Source organism: Sphingomonas astaxanthinifaciens DSM 22298 (assembly GCF_000711715.1).
In the GTDB taxonomy this organism is placed as follows: Bacteria; Pseudomonadota; Alphaproteobacteria; order Sphingomonadales; family Sphingomonadaceae; genus Sphingomicrobium; species Sphingomicrobium astaxanthinifaciens_A.
In genome coordinates, this window is the sequence record NZ_JONN01000001.1 from 522,777 (window position 1) to 546,471 (window position 23,695).

The 23,695-nt window shown below is 68.4% G+C and carries 23 protein-coding genes; 8 read left to right on the plus strand and 15 right to left on the minus strand.

All coding sequences use genetic code 11. The features are described from left to right. Positions 1 to 28: 28 nt before the first annotated feature. The 3 genes from BS69_RS0102600 to BS69_RS0102610 all read left to right on the plus strand — a co-directional run bounded on the left by BS69_RS0102600 (position 29) and on the right by BS69_RS0102610 (position 1,216). Positions 29 to 583: an NADPH-dependent FMN reductase gene (locus BS69_RS0102600; protein ID WP_029940428.1), complete on the plus strand. Its 555-nt coding sequence runs from the start codon at positions 29 to 31 to the stop codon at positions 581 to 583. A 74-nt stretch (positions 584 to 657) separates the two neighbouring features. Further along, positions 658 to 834 carry a YegP family protein gene (locus BS69_RS13895; RefSeq protein ID WP_084184226.1) on the plus strand — a complete coding sequence of 59 codons (177 nt, stop codon included), beginning with the start codon at positions 658 to 660 and terminating at the stop codon, positions 832 to 834. A 67-nt stretch (positions 835 to 901) separates the two neighbouring features. Then, positions 902 to 1,216 carry a hypothetical protein gene (locus BS69_RS0102610; protein ID WP_029940429.1) on the plus strand — a complete coding sequence of 105 codons (315 nt, stop codon included), beginning with the start codon at positions 902 to 904 and terminating at the stop codon, positions 1,214 to 1,216. A 136-nt stretch (positions 1,217 to 1,352) separates the two neighbouring features. Here BS69_RS0102610 and dcd read toward each other — a convergent pair whose 3' ends face one another. Further along, the gene (gene dcd, locus BS69_RS0102615; RefSeq protein ID WP_029940430.1) at positions 1,353 to 1,907 is read right to left on the minus strand and encodes a dCTP deaminase; all 555 of its coding nucleotides are present in this window, start codon (positions 1,905 to 1,907) and stop codon (positions 1,353 to 1,355) included. Between the two features lie 124 nt (positions 1,908 to 2,031). Between dcd and BS69_RS0102620 the strand changes: the two genes are divergently transcribed. Both BS69_RS0102620 and BS69_RS0102625 read left to right on the plus strand, forming a co-directional pair. Next, positions 2,032 to 3,522, plus strand: a complete 1,491-nt coding sequence (locus BS69_RS0102620; protein ID WP_029940431.1) for a replicative DNA helicase — start codon at positions 2,032 to 2,034, stop codon at positions 3,520 to 3,522. A gap of 99 nt (positions 3,523 to 3,621) precedes the next feature. Further along, complete coding sequence (locus tag BS69_RS0102625) at positions 3,622 to 4,788, plus strand: glycosyltransferase (RefSeq protein ID WP_051676476.1); 1,167 nt, start codon at positions 3,622 to 3,624, stop codon at positions 4,786 to 4,788. Here the strand turns inward: BS69_RS0102625 and astD are convergent. Further along, on the minus strand, positions 4,785 to 6,209 hold the full coding sequence (gene astD, locus BS69_RS0102630) for a succinylglutamate-semialdehyde dehydrogenase (RefSeq protein WP_029940433.1): 1,425 nt from the start codon (positions 6,207 to 6,209) through the stop codon (positions 4,785 to 4,787). The genes BS69_RS0102625 and astD overlap by 4 nt on opposite strands. A gap of 43 nt (positions 6,210 to 6,252) precedes the next feature. Beyond that, positions 6,253 to 7,617, minus strand: a complete 1,365-nt coding sequence (locus tag BS69_RS0102635; RefSeq protein ID WP_029940434.1) for a protein adenylyltransferase SelO family protein — start codon at positions 7,615 to 7,617, stop codon at positions 6,253 to 6,255. Positions 7,618 to 7,658: 41 nt separating this feature from the next. Here BS69_RS0102635 and BS69_RS0102640 point away from each other — a divergent pair, with 41 nt between their 5' ends. Then, positions 7,659 to 8,528, plus strand: a complete 870-nt coding sequence (locus tag BS69_RS0102640; RefSeq protein ID WP_029940435.1) for an alpha/beta fold hydrolase — start codon at positions 7,659 to 7,661, stop codon at positions 8,526 to 8,528. On the opposite strand, the gene BS69_RS0102645 is transcribed toward BS69_RS0102640, so the two are convergent. Both BS69_RS0102645 and BS69_RS13035 read right to left on the minus strand, forming a co-directional pair. Next, positions 8,525 to 9,145 carry an SCO family protein gene (locus BS69_RS0102645; RefSeq protein WP_029940436.1) on the minus strand — a complete coding sequence of 207 codons (621 nt, stop codon included), beginning with the start codon at positions 9,143 to 9,145 and terminating at the stop codon, positions 8,525 to 8,527. The genes BS69_RS0102640 and BS69_RS0102645 overlap by 4 nt on opposite strands. Then, positions 9,135 to 9,575, minus strand: a complete 441-nt coding sequence (locus BS69_RS13035) for a copper chaperone PCu(A)C (RefSeq protein ID WP_037504343.1) — start codon at positions 9,573 to 9,575, stop codon at positions 9,135 to 9,137. Before BS69_RS13035 ends, BS69_RS0102645 begins: the two co-directional genes overlap by 11 nt. Before the next feature lie 81 nt (positions 9,576 to 9,656). On the opposite strand from BS69_RS13035, the gene BS69_RS0102655 reads away from it, so the two are divergent. Further along, positions 9,657 to 10,940: an MFS transporter gene (locus tag BS69_RS0102655; RefSeq protein ID WP_156956842.1), complete on the plus strand. Its 1,284-nt coding sequence runs from the start codon at positions 9,657 to 9,659 to the stop codon at positions 10,938 to 10,940. On the opposite strand, the gene BS69_RS0102660 is transcribed toward BS69_RS0102655, so the two are convergent. The 8 genes from BS69_RS0102660 to BS69_RS0102695 form a co-directional block, all read right to left on the minus strand. After that, positions 10,937 to 11,254: a 2Fe-2S iron-sulfur cluster-binding protein gene (locus BS69_RS0102660; RefSeq protein ID WP_029940439.1), complete on the minus strand. Its 318-nt coding sequence runs from the start codon at positions 11,252 to 11,254 to the stop codon at positions 10,937 to 10,939. The genes BS69_RS0102655 and BS69_RS0102660 overlap by 4 nt on opposite strands. A gap of 2 nt (positions 11,255 to 11,256) precedes the next feature. Next, entirely contained in the window at positions 11,257 to 12,459 is a 1,203-nt protein-coding gene (locus BS69_RS0102665) for an NAD(P)/FAD-dependent oxidoreductase (protein ID WP_245605095.1), read from the minus strand. Continuing rightward, entirely contained in the window at positions 12,408 to 13,586 is a 1,179-nt protein-coding gene (locus tag BS69_RS0102670; RefSeq protein ID WP_029940441.1) for an acetyl-CoA C-acetyltransferase, read from the minus strand. Before BS69_RS0102670 ends, BS69_RS0102665 begins: the two co-directional genes overlap by 52 nt. A gap of 66 nt (positions 13,587 to 13,652) precedes the next feature. Continuing rightward, complete coding sequence (locus BS69_RS0102675) at positions 13,653 to 14,231, minus strand: NifU family protein (protein WP_029940442.1); 579 nt, start codon at positions 14,229 to 14,231, stop codon at positions 13,653 to 13,655. Positions 14,232 to 14,262: 31 nt separating this feature from the next. After that, on the minus strand, positions 14,263 to 15,930 hold the full coding sequence (locus BS69_RS0102680) for a GMC family oxidoreductase (RefSeq protein ID WP_029940443.1): 1,668 nt from the start codon (positions 15,928 to 15,930) through the stop codon (positions 14,263 to 14,265). Next, entirely contained in the window at positions 15,927 to 16,865 is a 939-nt protein-coding gene (locus BS69_RS0102685) for an alpha/beta fold hydrolase (RefSeq protein WP_029940444.1), read from the minus strand. Before BS69_RS0102685 ends, BS69_RS0102680 begins: the two co-directional genes overlap by 4 nt. Further along, positions 16,862 to 17,677: an SDR family NAD(P)-dependent oxidoreductase gene (locus tag BS69_RS0102690; protein WP_029940445.1), complete on the minus strand. Its 816-nt coding sequence runs from the start codon at positions 17,675 to 17,677 to the stop codon at positions 16,862 to 16,864. Before BS69_RS0102690 ends, BS69_RS0102685 begins: the two co-directional genes overlap by 4 nt. Beyond that, positions 17,674 to 19,173 (minus strand): flavin-containing monooxygenase, encoded by a 1,500-nt coding sequence (locus BS69_RS0102695; RefSeq protein WP_029940446.1) that lies wholly within the window; start codon positions 19,171 to 19,173, stop codon positions 17,674 to 17,676. The genes BS69_RS0102690 and BS69_RS0102695 overlap by 4 nt, the downstream gene beginning before the upstream one ends. 111 nt (positions 19,174 to 19,284) lie before the next feature. Here BS69_RS0102695 and BS69_RS0102700 point away from each other — a divergent pair, with 111 nt between their 5' ends. Continuing rightward, entirely contained in the window at positions 19,285 to 22,317 is a 3,033-nt protein-coding gene (locus BS69_RS0102700) for a TonB-dependent receptor (protein ID WP_029940447.1), read from the plus strand. A 42-nt stretch (positions 22,318 to 22,359) separates the two neighbouring features. Here the strand turns inward: BS69_RS0102700 and BS69_RS0102705 are convergent, their stop codons facing one another. Beyond that, positions 22,360 to 22,725, minus strand: a complete 366-nt coding sequence (locus BS69_RS0102705; protein ID WP_051676477.1) for an OmpA family protein — start codon at positions 22,723 to 22,725, stop codon at positions 22,360 to 22,362. A gap of 86 nt (positions 22,726 to 22,811) precedes the next feature. Continuing rightward, positions 22,812 to 23,678, minus strand: coding sequence for an outer membrane protein (locus tag BS69_RS0102710; RefSeq protein WP_051676478.1), 867 nt, complete (start codon positions 23,676 to 23,678; stop codon positions 22,812 to 22,814). Between the last annotated feature and the right edge of the window lie 17 nt (positions 23,679 to 23,695).

Below are 23,695 nucleotides of genomic sequence, written 5' to 3' on the forward strand. Positions count from 1 at the left end.
CCCGTTTCCCCAGCGCTGAAAGGTTTCCATGCCCCGCACCATTGCCGTCCTTCGTGGCAGTCCCCGCGCCGACAGCCTGACCAAAAGGCTCGCCAGGGCCATCGAACTCGCTGCCGGCGACCGCTTGACCTTCCGCGACATCGAGATCCACGACCTGCCGCTCTACAATCCCGATCATGAAAAGGATTCGCCGCATCCCCAGTGGGACGCTTTCCGCGCCGCGGTGAAGGGCTGCGACGGCATCCTGTTCGTCAGCCCCGAGTGGAACCGCTCGGTCCCGGGCGGACTCAAGAATGCGATCGACATCGGTTCGCGCCCCTATGGCCAGGGCGTGTTCCAGAAGAAGCCGACGGCGGTGGTCACCCAGTCGACCGGCGGCACCGGCGGCTTCGGCTGCAACCATCACCTGCGCCAGAGCCTCGTCCACCTCGACGGAATCGTGCTCGGCCAGCCCGAAATGTATGTCGGCAACCTCGCGCCCGGGAAGTTCGGCGAAGACGGCCGCCCGACCGACGACGGCCTGGCCAAGCTGATCGACGGCTTCGCCGGGACGTTTGCCGACTGGGTCGAGAAACAGGCCTGAGGCAAACTCGGGCCGTTTCGCCACCCCGCGACCCATGTTAGTCTGCCCTCCGCTTCACCAGCGGAGGGTTCGACGTGGCTCACAAGTTCGTGATCAAGAAGTCGTCCAACGGCGAATATGTCGCCAGCTTCGAATATAATGGCGAAAAGGTCTTCTGGACCGAGACCTACAAGAGCAAGTCGTCGGCCCAGAACGCGATCGACTCGATCAAGAAGAACGGCCCCATGGCCGAGGTCCACGACGCCACCTGACCGCCGCACCTTGCACTGACGCGATCGCGGGTTCAGTCTTCGCTCCTCGACAGGGGGAGGAAGACTGATGGCGACGGCGGCAGCGGCAGTGGTGGCCCGGGCGAAACGCCTCATCCAGCATCATTTCTTCGCCGCCGACGCGGTCCGCCCCGATCGCGCGGTGGCCTTCGCGCCCGACAGCCGGATCGAGGAGCGCCTCTTCGCCCGCTACCGCGAGGCCGGAGTCATCCACGAGGAGTCGCCCGGCTATTACTGGCTCGACCTTCCGGCCTATGACCGCCTTATCCAGGACCGCTTCGCACGCGTCCGGATGGCGCTGCTGTTGCTCGTCGCGGTGTTCGTCGGGCTCGCCGTTCTCGGCGCGAACGGCGTCTTCCATTAGGCTTGCAAAATAGGATTTCGTCTGATTGGCTAACCGCTGCGGTTCGCTGTGGCTCTTTGACAATCGAACGAAAGCGGGCGCGAAAAACGACTCGGCGACCCCGTGACCTTTGTGACCTTGTTCAGCTTCGCGCCGCTCACAGCCGCGGCAGGGTCACCCCGCGCTGTCCCTGATACTTGCCCGCGCGGTCGGCATAGCTCACCTCGCACGGCTCGTTGCCCTGGAGGAACAGGAACTGGCAGGCACCCTCGTTGGCGTAGATCTTGGCCGGCAGGGGGGTGGTGTTGCTGAATTCCAGCGTCACGTGCCCCTCCCAGCCCGGCTCCAGCGGGGTGACGTTCACGATGATCCCGCATCGCGCATAGGTCGACTTGCCGAGGCAGATCACCAGCACGTCGCGCGGCACCCGGAAATATTCCACCGTCCGCGCCAGCGCGAAGCTGTTGGGCGGGATGATGCAGACATCGGTCTTGCGGTCGACGAAGCTGTTCGAGGCGAAGTCCTTGGGGTCGACCACCGCCGAGTCGACGTTGGTGAAGATCTTGAACTCGTCCGCCACCCGGGCGTCGTAGCCGTAGCTCGACAGGCCATAGCTGATGCAGCCGTCGCGGCGCTGGGCCTCGACGAAGGGCTCGATCATGCCGGTCGATTGGGCCTGCTCGCGGATCCAGCGGTCGGAAAGGATGCTCATGGGTTGAAGGCTTAGCCCTGCGCCGAGCGGTTCGTCGATTCCTCCCGCGCGGTTTTCCGCGCACCCCACGATTTCCCCGTTATCCACAGCTTGGCCGCCGCCGCGAAAGGCGTAGAAGCCGCTCATGGCCGAAATCCTGATGCACCCGGGCGCCGCCGCCGAGCCGACCCCGGTTCAGCAGCTGCCGCACAATGTCGAAGCCGAGGCGGCGCTATTGGGCGCGCTGCTGCTCGACAACCGGCTGGTCGAGGACGTCCAGCTCAAGCTTCGCGCCGACCATTTCTTCGAGCCGCTCCACGGCCGCATCTACGACGCGATCCTGCGGCTCACCGACCGCAACATGGTCGCCAATCCGGTCACCCTCCGCCCGCTGTTCGAGGCCGACGAGGCGATGAAGCAGCTTGGCGGACCGGCCTACCTCGCCCAGCTGTCGGGCTCGGGCGCGGCGCTGATCGCGGCCCGCGACTTCGCCAACCAGATCTACGACCTCGCCTTGCTCCGCAGCCTCGTCGCGGTCGGCCGCGACCTCGTCACGAGCGCGCTCGACACCAGCGAGGACGTCAAGCCGCTCGACCAGATCGAACGCGCCGAGACCGAGCTCTACAAGGTCGCCGAGCAGGGCGGGGGCGAGGGCAAGGTCAAGACCTTCGCCGACGCCGCCAAGGAAGCGCTCCAGATCGCCGAGGCCGCGCTCAACAGCGGCGGCAAGCTATCGGGTATCACCACCGGCTTCACCGAGGTCAATGCGCGGATGGGCGGCATGCACCGCTCCGACCTCATCATCCTCGCCGGCCGCCCGGGCATGGGCAAGACCTCGCTCGCGACCAACATCGCCTTCAACGCCGCGCGCCGGCTCTTGCAGGACCTCGCCGACGGCATTCCGGCCGAGCGCTCGGCCGGCGCCGCGACCGCCTTCTTCAGCCTCGAAATGTCGGCCGACCAGCTCGCCACGCGTATCCTCGCCGAGCAGAGCAACATCCCCGGCACGCAGATCCGCACCGGCAACATGAACTTGAACGAGTTCCGTGAATTCGCCCGGACCGCGGCCGAGCTGAATAGCCTGCCGCTCTACATCGACGATACGCCGGGCCTCACCATCGCCGCGCTCCGCACCCGCGCCCGGCGCCTGAAGCGCCAGAAGAACATCGGCCTCATCATCGTCGACTATCTCCAGCTCCTTTCGGGCACCTCCAAGAGCGGCGACGGCAACCGCGTCCAGGAAATTTCCGAGATCAGCCGGGGCTTGAAGCAGCTTGCGAAGGAACTTCACGTTCCCGTCGTCGCGCTGTCGCAGCTCAGCCGCGCGGTCGAGCAGCGCGAGGACAAGCGTCCGCAGCTGTCCGACCTTCGTGAATCGGGCTCGATCGAGCAGGACGCCGACATGGTCTGGTTCATCTACCGCGGCGACTATTACCTCGCCGCCAAGCAGCCGGCCGACGACCATCCCGACTTCGCCGAATGGCAGGAGGAGATGAGCCGCATCTACGGCATCGCCGAGCTGATCATCGCCAAGCAGCGCCACGGCGCGACAGGCAAGGTCAAGCTCAAGTTCGACGCCCGGATCACCAAGTTCACCGACCTCGTCGAAGAGGGCTACACGCCCGACTTCCACTAGGGCTCCGGGGAGGGGCCGCGGGCCGAAGCGATCACGCTTCGGCCCGCCAGGCCCGCCAGGCGCGCTTTTCGCCACAAATGCGGGTAAGCGAGCGCGGCAATGCCGCCAGCGCCCGCCTCCCTCGACGTCGCCATCGTCATGTTCGATTTCGGCCCGACCGGTGTCGTCCGCAACGCGTTGCGCATCGCCCGTGCCTCGGCTGCGGCGGGGCTCAAGGTCGAATTGTGGGTGGTGCAGGACGCCGGCACGATGCGGCGCGAGGTGCCGGATGACGTTCCGGTGGTCGCCTTCGGGCCGACGCTCGGCACCGATTACACCCGCGCCGACCGCCGCCGCGCGGGGAGGGGCGCGGTTCCTGCGCTGGCCGCGCTGATGGCCGAGCGCGCGCCCAGGGTCGTCCTGTCGGCGGGCAACCATTTCCACAGCCAGGTCGCCGCCGCGTCGCGCGTCGCCGGCCATCCGTCGCGACTGATCCTGCGGGTCAGCACTGGCCTTCCCAAGCCCGACGGCGCCAGCCCGCTCGCGTGGGCGCGCTACTGGTGGAAGCGCGGCAAGGCGATCCGCCGCCAGCGCGAGGCGGACCTGCTGGTCGCAGTCAGCCGCGAGGTGGGCGAGGAGCTCGCCGCGGACATGGGCTTTCCAGCGGAGCGGATCGTCGTCATTCCCAACGGGATCGACGCCAGGGCAATCGACGCCAGGGCCGCGCAGCCGTTCGAGCACCCCTGGTTCGCACCCGGCGCGCCGCCGGTCATCCTCGGGGTCGGCCGGATCGACAAGTTCAAGAATTTCGAGCTGCTCATTGACGCCTTCGCGGCGCTCCGCGCGACCCGGCCGCTGCGGCTGATGATCGTCGGCGAGGAGCGCGGGGCGTGGAAGCACCGGCTCGACGCGCAGGTCGAGCGGCTGGGTCTCGGCGCGGATGTCCGCTTCGAGGGCTTCCAAGCGAACCCCCACGCCTATTTTCGCCGCGCCGCAGCCTATGTCTGCTGCTCGCGCTACGAGGGCATGAGCAACGCGATGCTGGAAGCAATGGCGAATGGCTGCCCGGTGGTCGCGACCGGCACCGCGACCGGCGCGCGCGAGCTGCTCGAGGGTGGGGTCGGACCGCTGGCCGAACCCGATGCAGGGGCGCTGGCGGCGGCCATTGCCGCGCGGATCGACTCTCCCCGCGACCCCGAGACGCTCCAGTCACGCGCGGCGCAATATGACCTCGCTCGCACGATCGAGGCCTATGTCGACCTCCTGACCCGCGAGGCGCGGGCTTAGTCCTCGAGCATGTTGGGGTCGCGCAGGCCCTCGCTGATCGAGGCGCGGGCGATCTCGGCCTCGCTGCTGGTGACCGGATAGGCGCAATAATCGGCCGCGTAGAAGGCGCTCGGCCGGTGGTTGCCGCTGAGACCGACCCCGCCGAAGGGCGCATTGGATGGCGCGCCGTTGGTCGGCTTGTTCCAGTTGATGACCCCGGCGCGAACCTCGCCCCAGAAGCGGTCATATTGCGCGGGCGAACCGCCGACGAGGCTCGCGGCAAGCCCGAAGCGCGTGGCATTGGCTTCGCGGATGGCAGCGTCGAAATCGGGCACGCGGATGACCTGCAGCACGGGGCCGAACAATTCCTCGTCGGGCCGGTCCTCGATCCCCGTCACGTCGATCACCGCGGGGGTCAGGAAGGGCAGGCCCTCGCGCGGGCGGTCGAGCCGGCGGATGACGCGTCCGCCCTTCATCATCAGGTCGAGGAACTGCGCCTGCAGATGGTCGGCGGCGGCATTGTCGATCACCGGCCCGAGGAAGGGCTGCGGCTCGGCGAAGGGCTCGTCGACGATGAGGCGGTCGATGAGCTTGAGGATCGCGGCAATGAGCGCGTCGGCGGCGGGGCCGTCCTCGACGATCAGCCGGCGCGCGGCGGTGCAGCGCTGACCGGCCGAAAGGAAGGCCGACTGGACCGCGATGGTGGCGGCCGCAGCCACGTCCTTGGCGTTCCACACGACCAGCGGATTGTTGCCGCCAAGCTCGAGCGCGAGGATCTTGTGCGGCGTGTCGGCGAACTGGCGGTGCAGCGCCTGGCCCGCGCGGGCGGAGCCCGTGAAGAGGAGGCCGTCGATGTCCTCCTGCCCGGCGAGCGCGCGGCCCTCGTCGGGACCGCCGGTCAGCAGCCGGATATTGCCCTCGGGGACGCCCGCCTCGCGGTAGAGGTCGACCAGCATCGCGCCGGTCGCGGGGGTCTTTTCCGATGGCTTGAAGACGACGCTGTTGCCGGCGAGCAAGGCGGGGACGATGTGCCCGTTCGGAAGATGCGCCGGGAAATTGTAGGGGCCGAGCACCGCCAGCACGCCGTGGGGCTTGTGCCGGACCGCGACCTTGGAGCCGAGCGCGGCCTCATGGCGACGCTGGGGCGTGCGCTCCATGTAGGCGTTGATCGAGATCTCGACCTTGCCGACCACCGCGCCAACCTCGGTCTTCGCTTCCCACAGGGGCTTGCCGGTCTCGCGCGCGATCAGCGCGGCAAGATCGTTCTCGCGATTGCGAACGACATTGGCGAAGCGGCGCAGCGTCTCGGCGCGGAAGGTGACCGATTCCGCCGCCCAGGCGGGGAAGGCGGCGCGCGCGGCGGCGACTTCGGCGGCGGCATCGCCGGTGGGACCGGACCAGAGGGTGGCGCCGGTGGCGGGCTCGAAAGATACTAGGTCCATGATGCTCCCTTGGCCCTGCTAGGAGCCGAGCCGGGCGACGGCGTCAACCCTCCGCCAGCGCGTCGCCCATGCGGCGAATGGCGGCGATCTTCTGGTCAAAGGCGGTCCAGTCGTCGTCGTCGGCAATCCGCGTCCAGATCGCCTCCACTTCCTCGATGTGTAGCGAGCAGGGGGAAGGATCGGACCAATAGGGGTGATTTCGCGAGCACCGCCGGTTGCCGATCGCGGCGGCGAATTCGGCGAAGGCGGGATCGTCGTATGCGGGGCCGGGAGGCGTTTCGCCGCCACGCCAATCGAAGAAAAATCGGTCGATGCCGACCTTGCGGGTGGCGAGCGCCGCCGTCGCTGCGCGGGCGAGCGCGCGGTCGCTCTCCTCGGTGACGGCCGGCAGGCCCAGCCGGCGCAGCATCGCCGCCGCCAGCGCGGCGTGAAAGGCGGGCGCGAAGCCCTGCAGCCGCTCGGACAGGCCCGGATGGTCGTCGGTGACGAGCGCGAGGCAGCCGGCGAGCTGGGCGAGGTTCCACTGGATCGCCTCGGGCTGGCGGCCGAAGGCGTAGAGGCCGCCATGGTCGAAATAGGCGGCGGTGAACTCCGTGTCCCACTCGGGCGTGAAGCGCCACGGGCCATAGTCGAAGCTCTCGCCGGTGACGTTGATGTTGTCGGTGTTGAGGACGCCGTGGACGAAGCCCGCGACGAGATAGGAAGCGGCGAGCGCGGCCGTCCGCTCGGTGACTAGGTCGAACAGGCGCAATGGACCGGCGTCGGCGGGCTCGGCGAAGAGATGCTCGAGGCAGTAGCGGACCAGCCGCTCGATGTTCTCGGCCTCCTCGAAATAGGCGAGGCGCTGGAAGGTGCCGATCCGGATGTGGCTGTGGCTCAGCCGGGTGAGCACGGCCGAGCGGGTGGGGGAGGGCTCGTCGTTGCGTTCGAGTTGTTCGCCCGTCTCGAACAGGGCGAAGCTGCGACTGGTGTGAACCCCCAGCGCCTCGAGCATCTCGGTCGCCAGCACCTCGCGGACCCCGCCCTTCAGGGTCAGCCGTCCGTCACCGAAGCGGCTCCACGGGGTCTGGCCCGAGCCCTTGGTTCCGAGGTCGAGCAGGCGGCCCCGGTCGTCGCGCACTTGCGCGAACAGGAAGCCGCGGCCGTCGCCGAGGTCGGGATTGTAATGGCGGAACTGGTGGCCGTGATAACGGAGCGCCAGCGGCCGGGGGAGGTTTTCGGGCAAGGATTCGAACCGGCAGAAATGCGCGGCCCAGTCGGTATCGTCGAGCCCCACCGTGGCGGCCGCGCGCGCGTTCAGGAAGCGCGGGGTGCAGGCCGGAAAGGTCGCCGCCGCCACCTCGTCATAATAATCGCCGCCGAGGTCCAGAATGCGCGGATCGGGGCGATAGGGTTGCGGAACGGTCATCTTCTCCAGATAGAGGGCCTCGCTCAGATTGGGAGAGGCCGGTGGCGTCGTTTGAAGACCGTAGTTACAACAGCGCCGACGGTCTGAGGCTTCATTATCGCGATTATGCGGGGGGCGATCCCGACCAGCCGCCGATCCTCTGCCTGCCCGGCCTGACCCGCAACTGCCGCGATTTCGAACCCGTCGCCGACCGCTTTGCCGGCGAATGGCGGGTGCTGTCGCTCGATTTTCGGGGCCGGGGACAAAGTGCGGCTGATCCCGATCCCTCGCACTACATGCCCGCAACCTATGCCCGCGACGTGTTGAAGCTGCTCGACCAGCTCGGGATCGCCGACGCGGTGTTCGTCGGCACCTCGCTCGGCGGGCTCGTCACCATGCTGATCGGCGCAATGGAGGAGGAAAGGATCGCCGGCGCGCTGCTCAACGACATCGGTCCCGAGGTCTCCCCGCAGGGGATCGAGCGGATCCGCAATTATGTCGGCAAGGCCGCCGACTGGCCGAGCTTCGCCGCCGCCGGGGCCGCCTTCGCGGAGCGCGCGGGCGACGTCTATCCGCATTGGGGCGCGGCCGAATGGGAACGCTTCGCCCGCCGCACCTGCCGCGAGGAGGGCGGGGCAGTCGTGCTCGACTACGACATGGCCATCGCCCAGCCCTTCGCGCAGGCCAATGAGGCGACCCAGCCCAACCTCTGGCCGTGGCTCGATCACCTCAAGGACAAGCCCGTGACGATCCTGCGCGGGGCGCTGAGCGACCTGTTCGACGCGCCGGTCGCCGAGCGGATGGTGCGCGAGCTCGGGCCCAATGCCGAACTGGTGACGGTTCCGGACGTCGGCCACGCGCCGAGCTTCGACGAGCCCGAGAGCATCGCCGCGGTGGAGCGGCTGCTGGCGCGGGTTCGCGCCGCCGCCTAGCCGACGATCCGGCGAAGCTTGTCGAGGGCGACGTTATCGCCTTCCTCGAGCGCGATGGTCGAGACGAACTTGCCGTCGCGGCCGAACAGCAGGACCTGGCTCGAATGGTCCATGGTGTAGCCGTCCGGCGCGCTCTTGTCGGCGACCTTGCCGAGCCAGACGGCATGGCTCTTGGCGACCGCGGCGACTTGCGCCTCGGTGCCGGTCAGGCCGACGATCGGCGTCCCGAACAATTGCAGATAGTCACCCACGACCCTGGGCGTGTCGCGCTTGGGATCGACGGTCACGAACAGGATGGTGAAGGCATCGTCGCCCTTGCCAAGCTCACGCCGGAGCTTGGCCAAACGGCCCAGCGTATTGGGGCAGACGTCGGGGCAGTGGGTGAAGCCGAAGAAGACGACATAAGGCTTGCCCGCGAGGCTCGTGCTCGAGAAGGGCTTGCCGTCGGTGCCGGTCAGGGTGAACGGCCCGCCGATGGTGAAGCCGGGGCTTCCCGGTTCGGTCCGGCTCCACTGATAGGCGGGGCGCGAGAGGAGCAAAGCGAAGCCGACCAGCGCGATCCCGACCAGGCCCCACAGGATCCAGCGGAGGCGCTTCGTTCCGCGCTCAGTGGCCATGGTGGCCCTCCGTCGGCGCGCCCGAGCCCGGCGGGACCACCGGCAGCGACACCGTGACCTTGCCCGCCTTCTCGAAGCGGAGCGTGAGCGGCAGGCGGCTGCCGGGGCGCAAGGGCGCCTTCAGGCCCATCAGCATGACGTGCAGCCCGCCGGGCTTCATCGCGATCATCTTGCCGGGCGGAAGCGCGAGCGGTCCGGCCGCGCGCATCCGGGACATGCCGCCCGCGCCATTGCTGTCATGAATGGTGACCGAAGACGCGGCCGGGCTCGACGCGCCGAGCAGGCGGTCGCCGCTCCGTCCGCCATTGTGGACGCTGACATAAGCGGCGCTGCTGGTGAGGCCGGCATTGGCATAGCCGGTGACGTGCAGGCTCGACGGCGCGGCGGCGGCGACGAGCAATCCGGCGGCGGGAAGGAGGAGGATACGCATCGCCCGGCCATCTAGGGATGCGGCTCGCCTGGGTCCAGACGGTCACTTGCACAGCCTCGGCTCGCTCCGCATAGTTCCCCGTTGGGGGGGACGATGGACGAGGGCGAGCAGCGACCGAAGCTCACGACCGGCGGCCTCGTCGCCGTCGGGCTCGGCAATGCGCTGGCCTTCTACGACCTCATCATCTTCTCGGTCTTCGCGGTCCAGATCAGCAAGGTCATCTATCCGCCGGGCGATCCCGCGACCGAACTCATGCTGACGCTCGGGACCTTTGCCCTGGGCTTCCTCACCCGTCCGCTCGGCGCGGTGGTGATCGGCCGGTTCGGCGACCGCAAGGGCCGCAAGCCGGCGATGCTGCTGTCCTTCTCCCTCGCCGGGACCGCGGTGCTCGCCCAGGCGCTGGTGCCGCCCTATGCCGCGATCGGGATCGCCGCGCCGCTCATCATGCTGGCGCTCCGGATGATCCTCGGCTTCGCGATCGGGGGCGAGGTCGGGCCGTCGACCGCCTATCTCGTCGAATGCGCGCCGCCGGCGAAGCGCGGGACCATCGTCTCGGTCCAGTTCGCGACGCAGGAAGCCGCCTCGCTGGTCGCGGGAATCGTCGGCTTCGTGCTGGCCGGGATGCTCAGCGCCGCCGCGCTCGAGGCCTGGGGCTGGCGGGTGGCAATGGGAATCGGCGCGCTGATCGTCCCCTTCGGCCTGTGGGCCCGCTCGCGGCTCGAGGAAACGCTCCATGTCGCGCAGGCCGAGACCGACAGTGTCGAAGAGCATGGCCGGTCGCCGGGCCGGCTCGCGCTGCTCGGCTTCATCATGATCTCGAGCGCGACGGTCGCGACCTATGGCCTGCAATATCTCAACACCTATGCCCAGCGGCAGTTGGGGCTGCCGGTGCAGGAGGCCTTTACCGCGACCATCTTCTACGGACTGGCGGCGGTGATCTTCAATCTGGGCGGCGGCTGGCTGTCGGACCGCTACGGGCGCAAGCCGGTGATGATCGGCGGGATGGCGGTGCTCGCGCTCGGCCTGCTGCCGGCCTTCGTGCTGCTCAATGCCTCGCCGACCACGCTGACGCTGCTGCTGGTCAGCTTCACCCTCTCGATTCCCAATGCGATCGGGCCCGCGGCGGCGGTGGTCGGGTTGACGGAGGCGCTGCCGCCGCGCGCCCGCTCGGCCAATCTCGCCATTCCCTATGCGCTGGGCGTCGCGGTGTTCGGCGGCTCGGCGCAGTTCATCATCGCCTGGCTGCTCAAGGCCACCGCCGACCCGCTGGCGCCGGCCTATTACGTCACCGCCATCGTCCTCGTCGGACTGACCGCCATGGCGATGATGCCCGAAACCGCGCCGGTCAGGCGCAAGAAGGCTTAGTCTTCGGGCGCTACCGTGACCTCGATCCCGTCGAGGGCGGGGCCGAAGGGGATCTGGCAGGAGAGGCGGCTGTTGCCCTCGCGCGCGCCGCTGGTCGAGAGGAGGTCGTCCTCGTCCTCGCTCATCGGCGGCAGCGCCGCGGACCAGGCTTCGTCGACATAGACGTGGCAGGTCGCGCAGGAGCAGCAGCCGCCGCACAGCGCGAGGATTTCCTCGATCCCGCCGGCGCGAAGGTTTTCCATCAGCGAGCGGCCCGGCTTGCCCTCGATGGCCCGGCTGTGACCGTCGCGGGTCGTCACGTTGATGATCGGCATCTCTACTCCAAAAGGCTTTTCAGCGGTCGCTCGGCATCGGTCAGCAGCGAGGCCTCGACCTCGCTGCCACGCTCGATCAGCGCCCGGCCCTGCACATAGTCGCGCACCATGTTGACGCAATCGAGCGCGATCACCTTGCCCTTTCGGCGGTAGAGGATGCTGAAGCGGCCGGATGCGGGATCGCCGCGGACCAGCTCCTCGTCATGGTCGTGGCTGAGCCCGACGGTCTGGAGCTTCAAATCATACTGGTTCGACCAGAACCACGGCATGGCGGCGTAAGGGGCGGGCGCGCCGACGATGGCGCGGGCGACGCAGGCCGCCTGGTCGGTCGCATGCTGGACCGATTCGATCCGGATCGGGCGGTCGGGACCGAAGGGATTGCGGTGCAGCGCGACGTCGCCCGCCGCCCAGATATGGGGAAGGGTGGTGCGGCCCAATTCGTCGACGAGGACGCCGTTGCCACCCTCAGCCCCGGCGTCGAGCAGCGGCCCTCCCTCGGGCTCGATTCCGATCCCGGCAACGACGAGGTCGAAGGCGCTGCTGTCGATGTCGGCAACGCCGAGGCGAACGTCGACGCCTTCGCGCACGTGCCGGTCGGCGAGGAAGTCGGACAGCGCATGCCCCGAGCAGCGCGCGAGCAGGCGCGGCTCGCGCTCGGCGAGGGTGACGCGCTTGCCTAGCTTGGTCAGCGCGGCGGCGGCCTCGAGGCCGATCCACCCGCCGCCGATCACGAGGACCGAGCGAGCATCGGTGAGCGCTTCCTTGAGCCGATCGACATCGTCGAGGGTGCGGATGACGTGGGCGTTGCCCAGGCGGCGTGCGCGCCCGCCGGCGGTCCAGACGAGCTCGCTATAGCCAATCTCCCGGCCCGAGGCGCAGGCGACCGTCCGCGCTTGGGGGTCGATGCGCTCGACCCGCTCGCCGGGGACGAGGGCGACGCCCTTGTCGGCCCAGAAGTCGGCGGTGCGGAAGCGGAACTCCTCGCGGCCCCTGGTGCCGAGGAGATAATCCTTGCTGAGCGGCGGGCGCTCGTAGGGCAGCTCGGTTTCCTCGCCGAGGAGCGCGATGCTGCCCGCGAAACCCGCCTGCCGGAGATGGATCGCCGCCGCGACCCCGGCATGGCCGGTGCCGACGACGAGGACGTCGAAGCGGGTCAGTTCAGCGCCTCGATGATGGTCACGTTGGCGATTCCGCCGCCCTCGCACATGGTCTGGAGCCCGAAGCGCTGGCCGCGCTTGCGAAGCGCGTGGACGAGGGTGGTCATGAGCTTGGTCCCGCTCGCGCCGAGCGGATGGCCGAGGCTGATCGCGCCGCCGTTGACGTTCAGGCGCTCGGGGTCGCCGCCGATCTCGCGCAGCCAGGCCAGCGGCACCGGCGCGAACGCCTCGTTGACCTCGTAGAGGTCGATGTCGGCAATGCTGCGGCCCGAGCGCTCGAGCGCGCGGCGGGTCGCGGGAATCGGCTCCATCAGCATGATGACGGGATCGCCGGCGGTGACGGTGAGGTGGTCGATCCGGGCAAGCGGGGTCAGGCCATGATCCTTCAACGCGCGCTCGCTCACCACCATCACGCCCGACGCGCCGTCGCAGATCTGGCTGGCGTTGCCGGCGGTGATGACCCCGTCTGGCTTGAGGGTCTTCAAGGCACCGAGGCCTTCCATCGACGCGTCGGTGCGGATTCCCTCGTCGCGGGTGTGGAGGCTCTCATTGCCGTCGGCGTCGAGGATCGTCAGTGGCACGATCTCTTGCGTGAACTCGCCCCGCTCGGTGGCGGCTGCAGCGCGGCGGTGACTTTCGAGCGCGAAGGCGTCGAGCTCCTCGCGGCTCATCTGGTAGTTTTGCGCGATCATCTCCGCGCCGGTGAACTGGCTGAACTCGTTCACCCCGTAGCGGTCCTTGATCGACTGCGGCCACGGGCCGGTCCCGATCCCGGCCTGCATCGGGAGCATCACGGCAAGCCCCATCGGAACGCGGGTCATGCTCTCTACCCCGGCGGCGATGACCACGTCCTGAGTCCCGCTCATCACCGCCTGGGCGGCGAAATGGACCGATTGCTGCGAGCTGCCGCACTGGCGGTCGATCGAGACCGCGGGAACGCTGTCGGGGAGGCTGGAGGCCATCACCATGTTGCGGCCGATGTGGAAGCTCTGCTCGCCGACCTGGCCGACGCAGCCCGCGATCACATCCTCGACCGCGGCGGGGTCGATCCCGGCGCGCTCGACCAGGCTGTCGAGGACCTTCGCGCCGAGGTCGGCCGGGTGCCAGTCCTTGAGCGCGCCGCCCTTCTTCCCTCCGGCGGTGCGGGCGGCGGCGACGATATAGGCTGCAGGCATGCGGGGGCTCCGGATCACAGGGTCGGCGTCACTCTAGCCGGGCGGGGGCCGCGGTCCAGTGGCGGATCAGACCGCTTCGACCGTCTCCACCTCGGGGACATAATGGCGGATGAGGTTCTCGACCCCGCGCTTCAGCGTGACGGCGGACGAGGGGCAGCCCGCGCAGGCGCCCTGCATGGCGAGGAAGAGCGTGCCTTCGCGATAGCCGCGATAGACGATGTCGCCGCCGTCCTGCGCGACCGCCGGGCGGACTCGGGTCTCGAGCAGCTCCTTGATCTGCGCGACGATCTCGGCGTCGGCCGGATCTTCCTCGAAGCTAGCTTCATCGTCGGCGGCGACGTGGAAGCCTGCCGCCGATCCGGCCGCGAACAGCGGCGCGCCCGAGACGAAATGATCGAGGAGGATCTGGACGACGTCGATCTCGAGGCCCGCCCAGTCGGTGTCGGGATTGGCGGTGACCGAGACGAAGTCGCGGCCGAAGAAGACCCCCTCGACCTCGCCGGTGGCGAACAGCGCGCTGGCGAGCGGCGAGGCCTCGGCCGAGGCGGCGTCGGGGAAGTCGCGGCTGCCCGCTTCCATCACGGTGCCCCCCGGCAGGAACTTGCGGGTCGACGGATTGGGCGTGCGCTCGGTCTGGATCAGCATGGCTGCCATGTGGCGGGCCTCGGGCCCGGGTTCAAGCAGCCGCGGACAGCGTCGTCCGCGCGCGGATGAGGTCGGCGGCCTTTTCGGCGATCATGATGGTCGGGGCATTGGTGTTGCCACTGACCAGCCGCGGCATGATCGAGGCGTCGACCACGCGTAAGGCATCGACGCCGATGACGCGCAATTCGGGATCGACCACCGAGCGTTCGTCCCGGCCCATCGCGCAGGTCCCGACCGGGTGGTAGATGGTGGTGCCTTGGGTCCGGGCATAAGCGAGCAATTGCTCGTCGGTCCGGACATCGCTCCCGGGATTGGTCTCGTGGTCGATATAGAAGGAGAGGGGGTCGGTCGCGGCCAGTTGCCGCCCGAACTTGAGCCCGGCGACGATAACCTCGCGGTCGAGCGGGTCGGCGAGATAATTGGGCCGGATCGCCGGATGCGCCGACGGATCGGCCGACTTGAGGTGGACCGAGCCGCGCGATTCGGGGCGTAGCTGGCAGGGCGCGATGGTGAGGCCGGGCTCCTTTTCGAGTTCCATCACCTGCTCGTTGCTGAGCTTGTCGGCGTCCATCGTCGCGGGAAGGATGTGGAACTGGATGTCGGGCCCGGCGAGGTCGGGGCGCGAGCGCATGAAGATGCCGACATGCGCCGCCGAGAGGGTCAGGAGCCCACGCCTGGCAAAGAGGTAGCGGCCGAGTTCGCGCACCAGCCGGGGCCCCCGCGCAAGCTCGTTGACCGACAGCGTCCCTTTCTTCAGCCGATAGGTATTGCCGACCACGAAGTGATCCTGGAGGTTCTCGCCGACCCCGGGCGACGCGTGAACCACCGGGATTCCCAGGGCCTGCAGCCGCTCGGGCTGGCCGATCCCCGACAGTTCGAGCAGCTGGGGCGAATTGATCGCGCCGCCGCACAGGATGACCTCGCGGCGGGCGCGGACGGTGCGGACCTCGGAGCCCTGGGCGAATTCGACCCCGGTGGCCGTCTTCCCTTCGAAAAGGACCCGACGCGCGAGGGCGTGGGTGACGACCTGCAAGTTTGGCCGCCCCATCGCCGGGTGGAGATAGGCGACCGCGGCCGAGCAGCGCTTGCCGTCGCGGATATTGACCTGGAACCAGTTCACCCCTTCCTGCTCGGGGCCGTTGCAGTCGCGGCGGGGGAGGCCAAGCGCCTCGGCCGCGGCGATCGCGGCCTCGCTCACCGCATGACCGTCGGCCGGGTCGGCGACATGGAGCGGGCCGCCGGTCGCATGGACGTCGGACGCGCCATTGGCCTGGTGCTGCGCTTTCCGGAAATAGGGAAGCACGTCGTCCCACGCCCAGCCCTCGCAGCCCAGTTGCCGCCAGCCGTCATAATCCGCCTGCTGCCCGCGCACGTAGAGCATGGCATTGATCGAGGAGGAGCCGCCCAGCACCTTGCCGCGCGGCCAGACATGGGTCCGCCCGTCCGTCCCGGGGTCGGGTTCGGTCTGGTAGAGCCAGTTGACCTTGGGATCCTTCAGCGTCTGCGAATAGCCAATCGGGACATGGATCCAGAGGTTGGAGAGGAATTGCCCCTTCTCCTTGCCCGGCCGGTCGTCGCCGCCCGCCTCGAGGAGGATGACCCTCGTTCCCGGATCCTCGCTCAGTCGCGCGGCGAGGACGCAGCCCGCCGAGCCCGCGCCGACGATCACATAATCGGCCTCGAGGACCTCGCCGCTCATGCGGCCTTGGCGACTTGACGCACCCATGCGGCGGTTTCGACGGGCTGGGTGAAGGGCAGCATGTGGCCGCCTTCGACCAAGGTCAGCGTTGCGCCCGGGATCTGCGAGACGGTCAGTTCGCCATGCTCGGCCGGGCTGAGCAGGCTGTCCCCGCGCCCGAACAGGATCGCGACCGGGAGCGTGAACGCGGCATAGCGCGAAGTCATGTCCTCGGCGTCCTGGCGGGCCATCTGAAGGTCGGCGCAGGCCGCCTCGACATTGCCCGGCCGCATGGCGAGCAGCCCGCCGCCCGCGGTCAGATAGTCATCGGGCACCGTTTCGGGAGCGAAGACCGTGGCCAGCGCCTTGTCCTTGGTCGCGAGGGCGAGCGGAACCGCAATCGTCCGGGCGACAAGCGGCGCGACCGACAGCGGGACCATCAGCCCGCGGAACACGTCGGGGACCGAGCGGACGGGTTGGGTCGCGGGCGCGATCAGGGCGAGGCCGCCAAGCTTGTCGCCGTGACGCTCGGCGATCTTGAGCGCGAGCGCGCCGCCGAGCGAGTGGCCGACGACCACCGGCTTTTCGAGACCCAGCGTGTCGATCAGCGCGGCCATGGCGTCGGCCTGGTCGTCGAGCCGCTGCGAGCGCGAGGGCAGGGGCGGGGAATAGCCCGAACCCGGGCGGTCGACGCGGATCACGCGATGATCCCTGGCGAGATCATCGACCATCGCCTTGGCAAAGCTGCGGAGCTGCGCGCCGAGCCCATGGATCAGGAGCAAGGGCGGCCCGGAGCCGTCCTCGGTGACGTGGAGGGTGATGCCGCTGCCGACATCGACCAGCCGCCCGTCCATCGGTGCCAGCTCCTCGGCGCGGCGCGCGGCGCGCTGGCTGTAGAGCCCCGCGCCGAGCAACCCGCCAACCAGCGACACGCCGGCAATCGCCCAGTTTCTCATGCCATGCTCCGCTTAAGGATGTTCCAGTAACCGACCGGGCTCAGCCGCTCGATCAGCGCGCCGATGCGCGCGTCATTGCCGACCAGCACGCGCGGCCGTTCCTTCTCGATGCCCTCGACGATGATCTCGCCCGCCTTGACCGGCGACATGCGCAGGAATTTCTGGAAGCGGTCCTTCTCGTCCGCGATCAGTGCCGCTTCCTCGTTGGTGACGTGGCGCGGCGGGCGGGCGTTGCGGGCGATGTCGGTGTTGATTCCGCCCGGGTGGATGACGGTGACCCCGACGGTGGAGCCCGCTTCCTCGAGCTCGCGGCGAAGCGATTCCGAAAAGCCGCGCACCGCGAACTTGGCGGCCGAATAAGCGGTCTGCCCCGGCGGGGCAATCAGCCCGAACAGGCTCGAGACGTTGACGATCCGCGCGCTGTCGGTCGCCTTCAATTGCGGCAGGAAGGCGCGGGTCAGCCGCACCACGGCGTGGAAATTGACCTCCATCAGCCAGTCGAAATCGGCCTCGTCGACCTGCTCGAAGGTGCCGCCGATCGCGACCCCGGCATTGTTGACCAAGAGGTCGACCCTACCGTGCTCGGCGACCACCTCGGCCGGCAGCGCGCGGCAGCGGTCCCGCTCGGTGACGTCGAGGACGTGGGTCGTGACCTTGACCCCGCGGACCATGTCGCGGGTCTCGCCCAACCCTTGCGCGTTGCGGTCGGCGAGCGCGAGGTGGCAGCCACGCCGCGACAGAGCGAGGGCGATCCCGCGGCCGATGCCGCCGCCCGCGCCGGTCACCACCGCGACCCGGCCCGACAGGTTCATGCCGCCACGTCCGCGTGCTGCGTGCTGCCGGAAAAGCGCATCACCCCGTCCTCGAGCTTGCCATATTTGAGCGCGCGCAGGTCGCGCATGTAATTCTGGTGGAGCTTCCACGGCGCGCGGTCGCCCTGCACCGGCAGGATGTCCTTGGCGCGCTGGACATAGCCCGAGCTGAAATCGAGGAAGTCGACCGGGCGGACATCGGCCTGGGGCACGGGCATCGCAATGGTGCGACCGGTGTCGCGCAGGTGATTGAGGATGCGGCAGAGGTAGAAGGAAGTGAGGTCCGCCTTCAGCGTCCACGAGGCATTGGTGTAGCCGAAGCTGTAGCTGAGGTTCGGCACGCCCGCGAACATCATGCCCTTGTAGGTCATGGTCCCGCTCAAGGGCCGCGCGACCCCGTCGATGGTGAAGGCGACGTCGCTCAGCAATTGCAGCTTGAGCCCGGTCGCGGCGACGATGATGTCGGCGGGCAGGTGCCGGCCGGACTTGAGCTCGATCCCGTCGGGAACGATCCGCGCGATGGTGTCGGTGACGACCTCGACCTTGCCCTCGCGGATCCCGGCGAAGAGGTCGGCGTCGGGGACGAGGCAGACGCGCTGGTCCCACGGATTGTAGCTCGGCTTGAAGTGCGTCTCGACCGCATAGTCGCGCGGAAGCTCCTTCCGCAGGCCCTTGGCAATCATCTTCTTGACCGTCTCCGGGCGGCGCCGGGCGAGCTGGAAGAAGAGCTGCTGCATCAGGACGTTGCGCCAGCGCACCACCCCGTAGCTCGCCTGGGAACCGAGCAGGCGACGCAAACCGTTGGCGACTTTGTCGACCGCCGGGCGGCTGACCATGTAGGTCGGCGAGCGCTGCAGCATTGTGACTTGCGCCGCGCCGTCCTTGGCCATTTCGGGAACGATCGTCACCGCGGTCGCGCCGCTGCCGATGACGACCACGTTCTTGCCGCGGGTGTCGAGGTCCTCCGGCCAGAATTGGGCATGGAACAGCGGGCCCCTGAAGCTTTCCCGCCCGGGGAAGTCGGGCAGATAGGCTTCGGAGTAATTGTAATAGCCGGTGCACATGTGCAGCCAGCGCGCGGTCATGGTCCGGCGTTCGCCGCCGCTCTCCACCTCGACCGTCCAGCGCGCCGCGGCGCTGTCGAAGGAGGCGCTGACGAGCTTGTGCCCGAAGCGGATGTGGCGGCGGATGTCGTATTTGTCGGCGACGCGATTGACGTAGGCGAGGATCGAGGGGCCGTCGGCGATCGCCTTGGCGTCGGTCCACGGCTCGAAGCTGTAGCCCAGCGTATACATGTCGCTGTCCGAGCGGATGCCCGGATAGCGGAACAGGTCCCAAGTCCCGCCAATCGCGTCGCGCGCCTCGAGGATCGCGTAGCTCATGGTCGGGCAATAGGTCTGCAGGTGCCAGGCGCTGCCGATCCCCGACAGGCCCGCGCCAATCAGCAGGACATCGACATCGACGGCCGATGCCGCCTTGATTGGACTGCTCTCCATCTCGTCCCATGCTGCCCTTGACAGGGCCGCCGCTGCAAGCGGAAACTCGCGGCTTCTGAAGCGCGTGTCTGCCCTGTTTCGGCGGGCATGCGCCCCAGGGGGGAGACATCAATGACCCGTTCGTGCCTGCTGCTGGCCGGAGCTTCGCTTTCGGCCATGACCGTTGCCGTGCCCGCCGCCGCCCAGACCGTTCCCGACCCGCAGCCGCAATCGTCGGGGAACATCCAGACCGGCGCGGGGGCAGAGCAGGGCGGCGACGCACAGAGCGGGACGACCCAGGCGGCGGACGACAGCACCGACATCGTGGTCACCGCCCAGCGCCGGGCGGAGACCTTGCAGTCGGTCCCGATCTCGGTTTCGGCATTCAATTCCGAAGCGCTCCAGCGCCAGCAGATCTCGAACGCCACCGACCTTCAGCTGAGCCTGCCCAACGTCACCTTCACCAAGACCAATTTCACCTCGTCGAGCTTCACCATCCGCGGCATCGGCGACCTGTGCGTCGGCTTCAGCTGCGACCGCGCCACGGGCATCCATTTCAACGACATGCCCTTGGTCGAGAACCGCCTGTTTGAGACCGAATATTTCGACCTCGAGCGGGTCGAGGTGCTGCGCGGTCCGCAGGGCACGCTCTATGGCCGCAACGCGACCTCGGGCGTGGTCAATTTCATCACCGCCAAGCCCAAGCTCGACGACTTCGGCATGGCCGCCACGGCCGAATACGGCAATTACCGCTCGATCCGCCTGACGGGCATGGTCAACGTGCCGATCGCGCCGTTCCTCGGGGTCCGCCTCGCCGGCTATTCGCTCAACCGCAACGGCTATACCAAGAACCTGTTCGACGGCAGCAAGATCGACGGGCGTGACCTTTGGGCGCTGCGCGGCACCATCCGCATCCGCCCGACCAGCAGCACCACGCTCGACCTCGTCGGCTATGCCTTCCGCGAGAAGGACGACCGCAGCCGCATCCAGAAGCAGCTGTGCGCGCGCGACAGCACCGGCATCCTCGGCTGCCGTCCCGACCAGCTTGGCTACGGGACGGTGAACGGCAATTCGACGCTGGCCGCGATCCTGTCCTCGCAGCAGTTCCTCGCGCTCAACGACCCTGCGCTGGCGCCGCTCGGGCTGACCAACCTCTACGGGCCCGATCCCTTCTTCGGTAGCGCGGTGAACCCGCAGAGCCTGCGCACCGTCAACACCGACTTCAACCCGACCTATGCGGCGCGCGAGACCATTCTCCAGGCCCGGCTCGAGCAGGAGCTTGGCGACCAGTTCAGCCTCACCGTCATCGGCGGCTACGCCAAGTCCTCGGTCGACAGCCGCACCGACTATACGCTGAGCGCGGGCTCGTCGCTCGCCGGCAATCCCGGCCTCCAGGCGCTGGCGTTCAACGCCTCGCTGCCGGGCTTCTTCTTCCCCGGCGGGTCGAACCCCTTCACACCGGTCGCGCAGGCCTTCATTCCCAACGGCCCGTCGGGCGCGGCCTGCATCTCGGAAGCCAATCTCCAGTACAGCGGCATCTACGGCGGCAACGTCAACCAGTGCACCGCGGCGGGCGGCGAATATGACCGCTCGCAGTCGCACTATCGGCAAAAGTCGATCGAGGCCCATCTCGACAGCAATTTCGAGGGGCCGTTCAACTTCATCGTCGGCGGCATCTACACCGACGGTCGATTCACCGATTCCAACTATTATGTCGTGTCGAGCGGGCTCGACTATGCCGCCGGTGTCCTTGGCGCCGCCACCACGCTGGCGCAGCGCGCGGGCGGCAATATCGCCTTCCCGCAAGTCTATCTCGCGCCGCCCTTCTTCAATTCGGAGGTGAAGGACTTCCGGCTGAAGAGCACCGGCGTGTTCGGCGACGCGACCTTCGAGGTGAACGAAAAGCTCAAGCTCACCGCGGGCCTGCGCTGGAGCAAGGACGAGAAGAGCCAGGTCGCGCGTGCGCCGATCCTGTCCTTCCCGGCGATCACCGGCATTTCCAATGCCAACAGCTCGCCCTTCATCCTCGCCTATGACGCCGATCCGGCGACGGCTGGACCGCAGACCTACGCGCGGGGCAAGGTCAGCTTCTCGCGGCTCACCGGACGCGCGGTGGTCGACTATCAGGTCGGCGCCAACAACCTCGTCTACCTGTCCTATTCGCGCGGCTACAAGGCGGGCGGTCTCAACCCGCCGATCGATCCCGCCTTCAACATCTCGCCGACCTTCAAGCCCGAGACCATCAACGCCTATGAGATCGGGACCAAGAACACCTTCTTCGACGGGCTGCTGCGGCTGAATGCCTCGGCCTTCTACTACGACTACAAGGGTCTGCAGCTCAGCCGCATCGTCGGCCGCACCTCTGTCAACGACAACACCAACGCCGAGGTCTACGGCGTCGAGGTCGAGGGCGTGCTGCGTCCCTCGCAGGATTTCCTGCTCAACTTCTCGGGCTCGTACCTCAAGAGCAAGATCAAGGGGCTGCGGCTGGTCGATCCGCGCGATCCCTCGGGCGGTCGGTCGGACGCGGTGATCATCAAGGACCTCACCAACGCCGCCAATTGCGCGGTCGTCCCGACCACCACGCTGCCGCCCGGCACCGCCGCCGCCTATGTCGGCGCGGTCAACGGCACGATCGGGCTCGCCGCGCCGGTGCCGGTGCCGGGGACCAGTGCGACCGGCGCCTACAGCGTCTGCGCCGCGCTCGCCGCCACCGCCGCCAACCCGCCGAGCGCACTGCGCACCGCGTTCGGGGTCCCGACGGGTCCGCTTCCCTTCAGCGTCACCACCGGGGTCGAGGTCGACCTCACCGGCAACGAGCTGCCGCAGTCGCCCAACTGGAAGTTCGCGGCGGGCGCGCAATATACGCTGCACCTTGGCCAGTGGACGCTCGTCCCGCGCGCCGACATCGCCTACACCGGCAGTTATTTCGCGCGCAGCTTCAACACGCGGATCGACAAGATCGACGCCTTCACGGTGATCAACGCGCAGGTGCAGCTGAACGCGCCGGGCGACCGCTGGAACGTCCGGGCCTTCGTGCAGAACCTCACCGACAACGACGCGATCACCGGCCTATACGTAGGCGACCAGTCGTCGGGCCTCTACACCAACGCCTTCACGCTCGAGCCGCGCCGCTACGGCGTGTCGTTCGGATTCAGTTTCTAGGGCGAAGAGGGCAGGCGAGGGGGCGTTGCGCCCTTCGCCTGCCTAGGGCGCGACGCGAATGTCGACGCGGCGGTTCTGGATTTCGCGCACGCCGTCGGCGGTCGTGATGTAGGGATTGTCCTCGCCCTCGCCCGTGGCCTCGATCGCGCTGGCGGCGACCCCGCGGGCCTCGAGGGCGGCGGCGACGGCTTTCGCCCGGGCGAGCGACATGCGGCGGTTGCCGGCCGCGCTTCCCGGCCGGTCGGTGTGCCCAACCAGTAGCAGCCGCGCGCCGCCGCTTGCCGCCTTGGCGGCCTCATCCAGGACCGGTTCCCACTCGCGGCGGATCTCGCTCTTCCCGCTGTCGAAGAAGATCATCAGCGGGGCGGGCGCGGTGGCGGCCTGGGCAGCGGCGAAAAGCAGCAACATGGGGCTCGGCATAGCGGCTCCGGATCGCAAAGGAAAACGGCCGGAGAGGGTTGCTCTCCGGCCGCTTCCTTGGGTTGGCCTGTCGCTCAGCCGCGCTCGGGCGCCGGGGGCGGCGGCGGCGGCGGGGGCGGCGGCACCGGGCAGGCGTCGGTCGCCAGGATCACCGACCCGTCCGGGCAGGTCTGCGTGGCCGGCGGCGGGGGCGGGGGCGCCGGCGGCATCGGCGGCGGCGGCGGGGGCGGCGGGGCCGCGGGTTCGCCGAAATTGTAGATGATGCTGAACAGCAGCGAGTGCGACCGGAAGCGCGTGCGCGTGTCGTAGGTCGTCTGGAAGGTGTTCAGCTCGGGGATGATGTTGTCGAAGTGCAGGCGACCGGTCCGGAAGTAGCGATACTTGAGGCCGATATCGAGCTGCGGGGTGATGGCGTAGCGGATGCCCGCAATCGCCTGCAGCGCCAGCGCATTGTCCTTGCCTTCGATCTGGAAGCCGGCGCTGTCGGGTTCGATGTTGTTCATCTTGACCCGCGACCAGCCGATGCCGGGACCGGCGTAGAAGCTGACGCCATCGTCCTTGCCGAAGTCGAGCAGCAGATTGGCCATCGCCGAGGTGACGCCGACATTGCCGCGGGCGTCGACGGTGCCTTCGCCGGCGAAGCCCACGCTGTCGAGGCTCGCGCGCTTGTAGCCGAGTTCGCCCTCGAGGCGGACGATGCCGAAATCGTAGCCCGCGATCAGGTCAAGATCGAGGCCCGGCTTCTTGAAGTTCATGTTGACGGCATTGTCGATCCGCTGAACCGACGTGCCCTCGCTGGTGTTGGTGATCGTGAGATCGTGGGTCAGGTCCTTCGCCCAGAGGGCGCCGCCCTCCGCACCGAAATAGCCCGCCTTGTCGCGAGCCGCCGCCGGAGTGGCGAGCAGCGCCGCTGCGGCACAGCCGATGAGAATGTTGCGCATGATGGTCGAAAACTCCC

Coding starts and splice junctions, on each gene's coding strand:
- BS69_RS0102600 (WP_029940428.1), top strand. CDS start 29: ATGCCCCGCACCATTGCCGTCCTTCGTGGCAGTCCCCGCGCCGACAGC.
- BS69_RS0102610 (WP_029940429.1), top strand. CDS start 902: ATGGCGACGGCGGCAGCGGCAGTGGTGGCCCGGGCGAAACGCCTCATC.
- dcd (WP_029940430.1), bottom strand. CDS start 1,907: ATGAGCATCCTTTCCGACCGCTGGATCCGCGAGCAGGCCCAATCGACC.
- BS69_RS0102620 (WP_029940431.1), top strand. CDS start 2,032: ATGGCCGAAATCCTGATGCACCCGGGCGCCGCCGCCGAGCCGACCCCG.
- BS69_RS0102625 (WP_051676476.1), top strand. CDS start 3,622: ATGCCGCCAGCGCCCGCCTCCCTCGACGTCGCCATCGTCATGTTCGAT.
- astD (WP_029940433.1), bottom strand. CDS start 6,209: ATGGACCTAGTATCTTTCGAGCCCGCCACCGGCGCCACCCTCTGGTCC.
- BS69_RS0102635 (WP_029940434.1), bottom strand. CDS start 7,617: ATGACCGTTCCGCAACCCTATCGCCCCGATCCGCGCATTCTGGACCTC.
- BS69_RS0102645 (WP_029940436.1), bottom strand. CDS start 9,145: ATGGCCACTGAGCGCGGAACGAAGCGCCTCCGCTGGATCCTGTGGGGC.
- BS69_RS13035 (WP_037504343.1), bottom strand. CDS start 9,575: ATGCGTATCCTCCTCCTTCCCGCCGCCGGATTGCTCGTCGCCGCCGCC.
- BS69_RS0102660 (WP_029940439.1), bottom strand. CDS start 11,254: ATGCCGATCATCAACGTGACGACCCGCGACGGTCACAGCCGGGCCATC.
- BS69_RS0102670 (WP_029940441.1), bottom strand. CDS start 13,586: ATGCCTGCAGCCTATATCGTCGCCGCCGCCCGCACCGCCGGAGGGAAG.
- BS69_RS0102675 (WP_029940442.1), bottom strand. CDS start 14,231: ATGCTGATCCAGACCGAGCGCACGCCCAATCCGTCGACCCGCAAGTTC.
- BS69_RS0102680 (WP_029940443.1), bottom strand. CDS start 15,930: ATGAGCGGCGAGGTCCTCGAGGCCGATTATGTGATCGTCGGCGCGGGC.
- BS69_RS0102685 (WP_029940444.1), bottom strand. CDS start 16,865: ATGAGAAACTGGGCGATTGCCGGCGTGTCGCTGGTTGGCGGGTTGCTC.
- BS69_RS0102690 (WP_029940445.1), bottom strand. CDS start 17,677: ATGAACCTGTCGGGCCGGGTCGCGGTGGTGACCGGCGCGGGCGGCGGC.
- BS69_RS0102695 (WP_029940446.1), bottom strand. CDS start 19,173: ATGGAGAGCAGTCCAATCAAGGCGGCATCGGCCGTCGATGTCGATGTC.
- BS69_RS0102700 (WP_029940447.1), top strand. CDS start 19,285: ATGACCCGTTCGTGCCTGCTGCTGGCCGGAGCTTCGCTTTCGGCCATG.
- BS69_RS0102705 (WP_051676477.1), bottom strand. CDS start 22,725: ATGTTGCTGCTTTTCGCCGCTGCCCAGGCCGCCACCGCGCCCGCCCCG.
- BS69_RS0102710 (WP_051676478.1), bottom strand. CDS start 23,678: ATGCGCAACATTCTCATCGGCTGTGCCGCAGCGGCGCTGCTCGCCACT.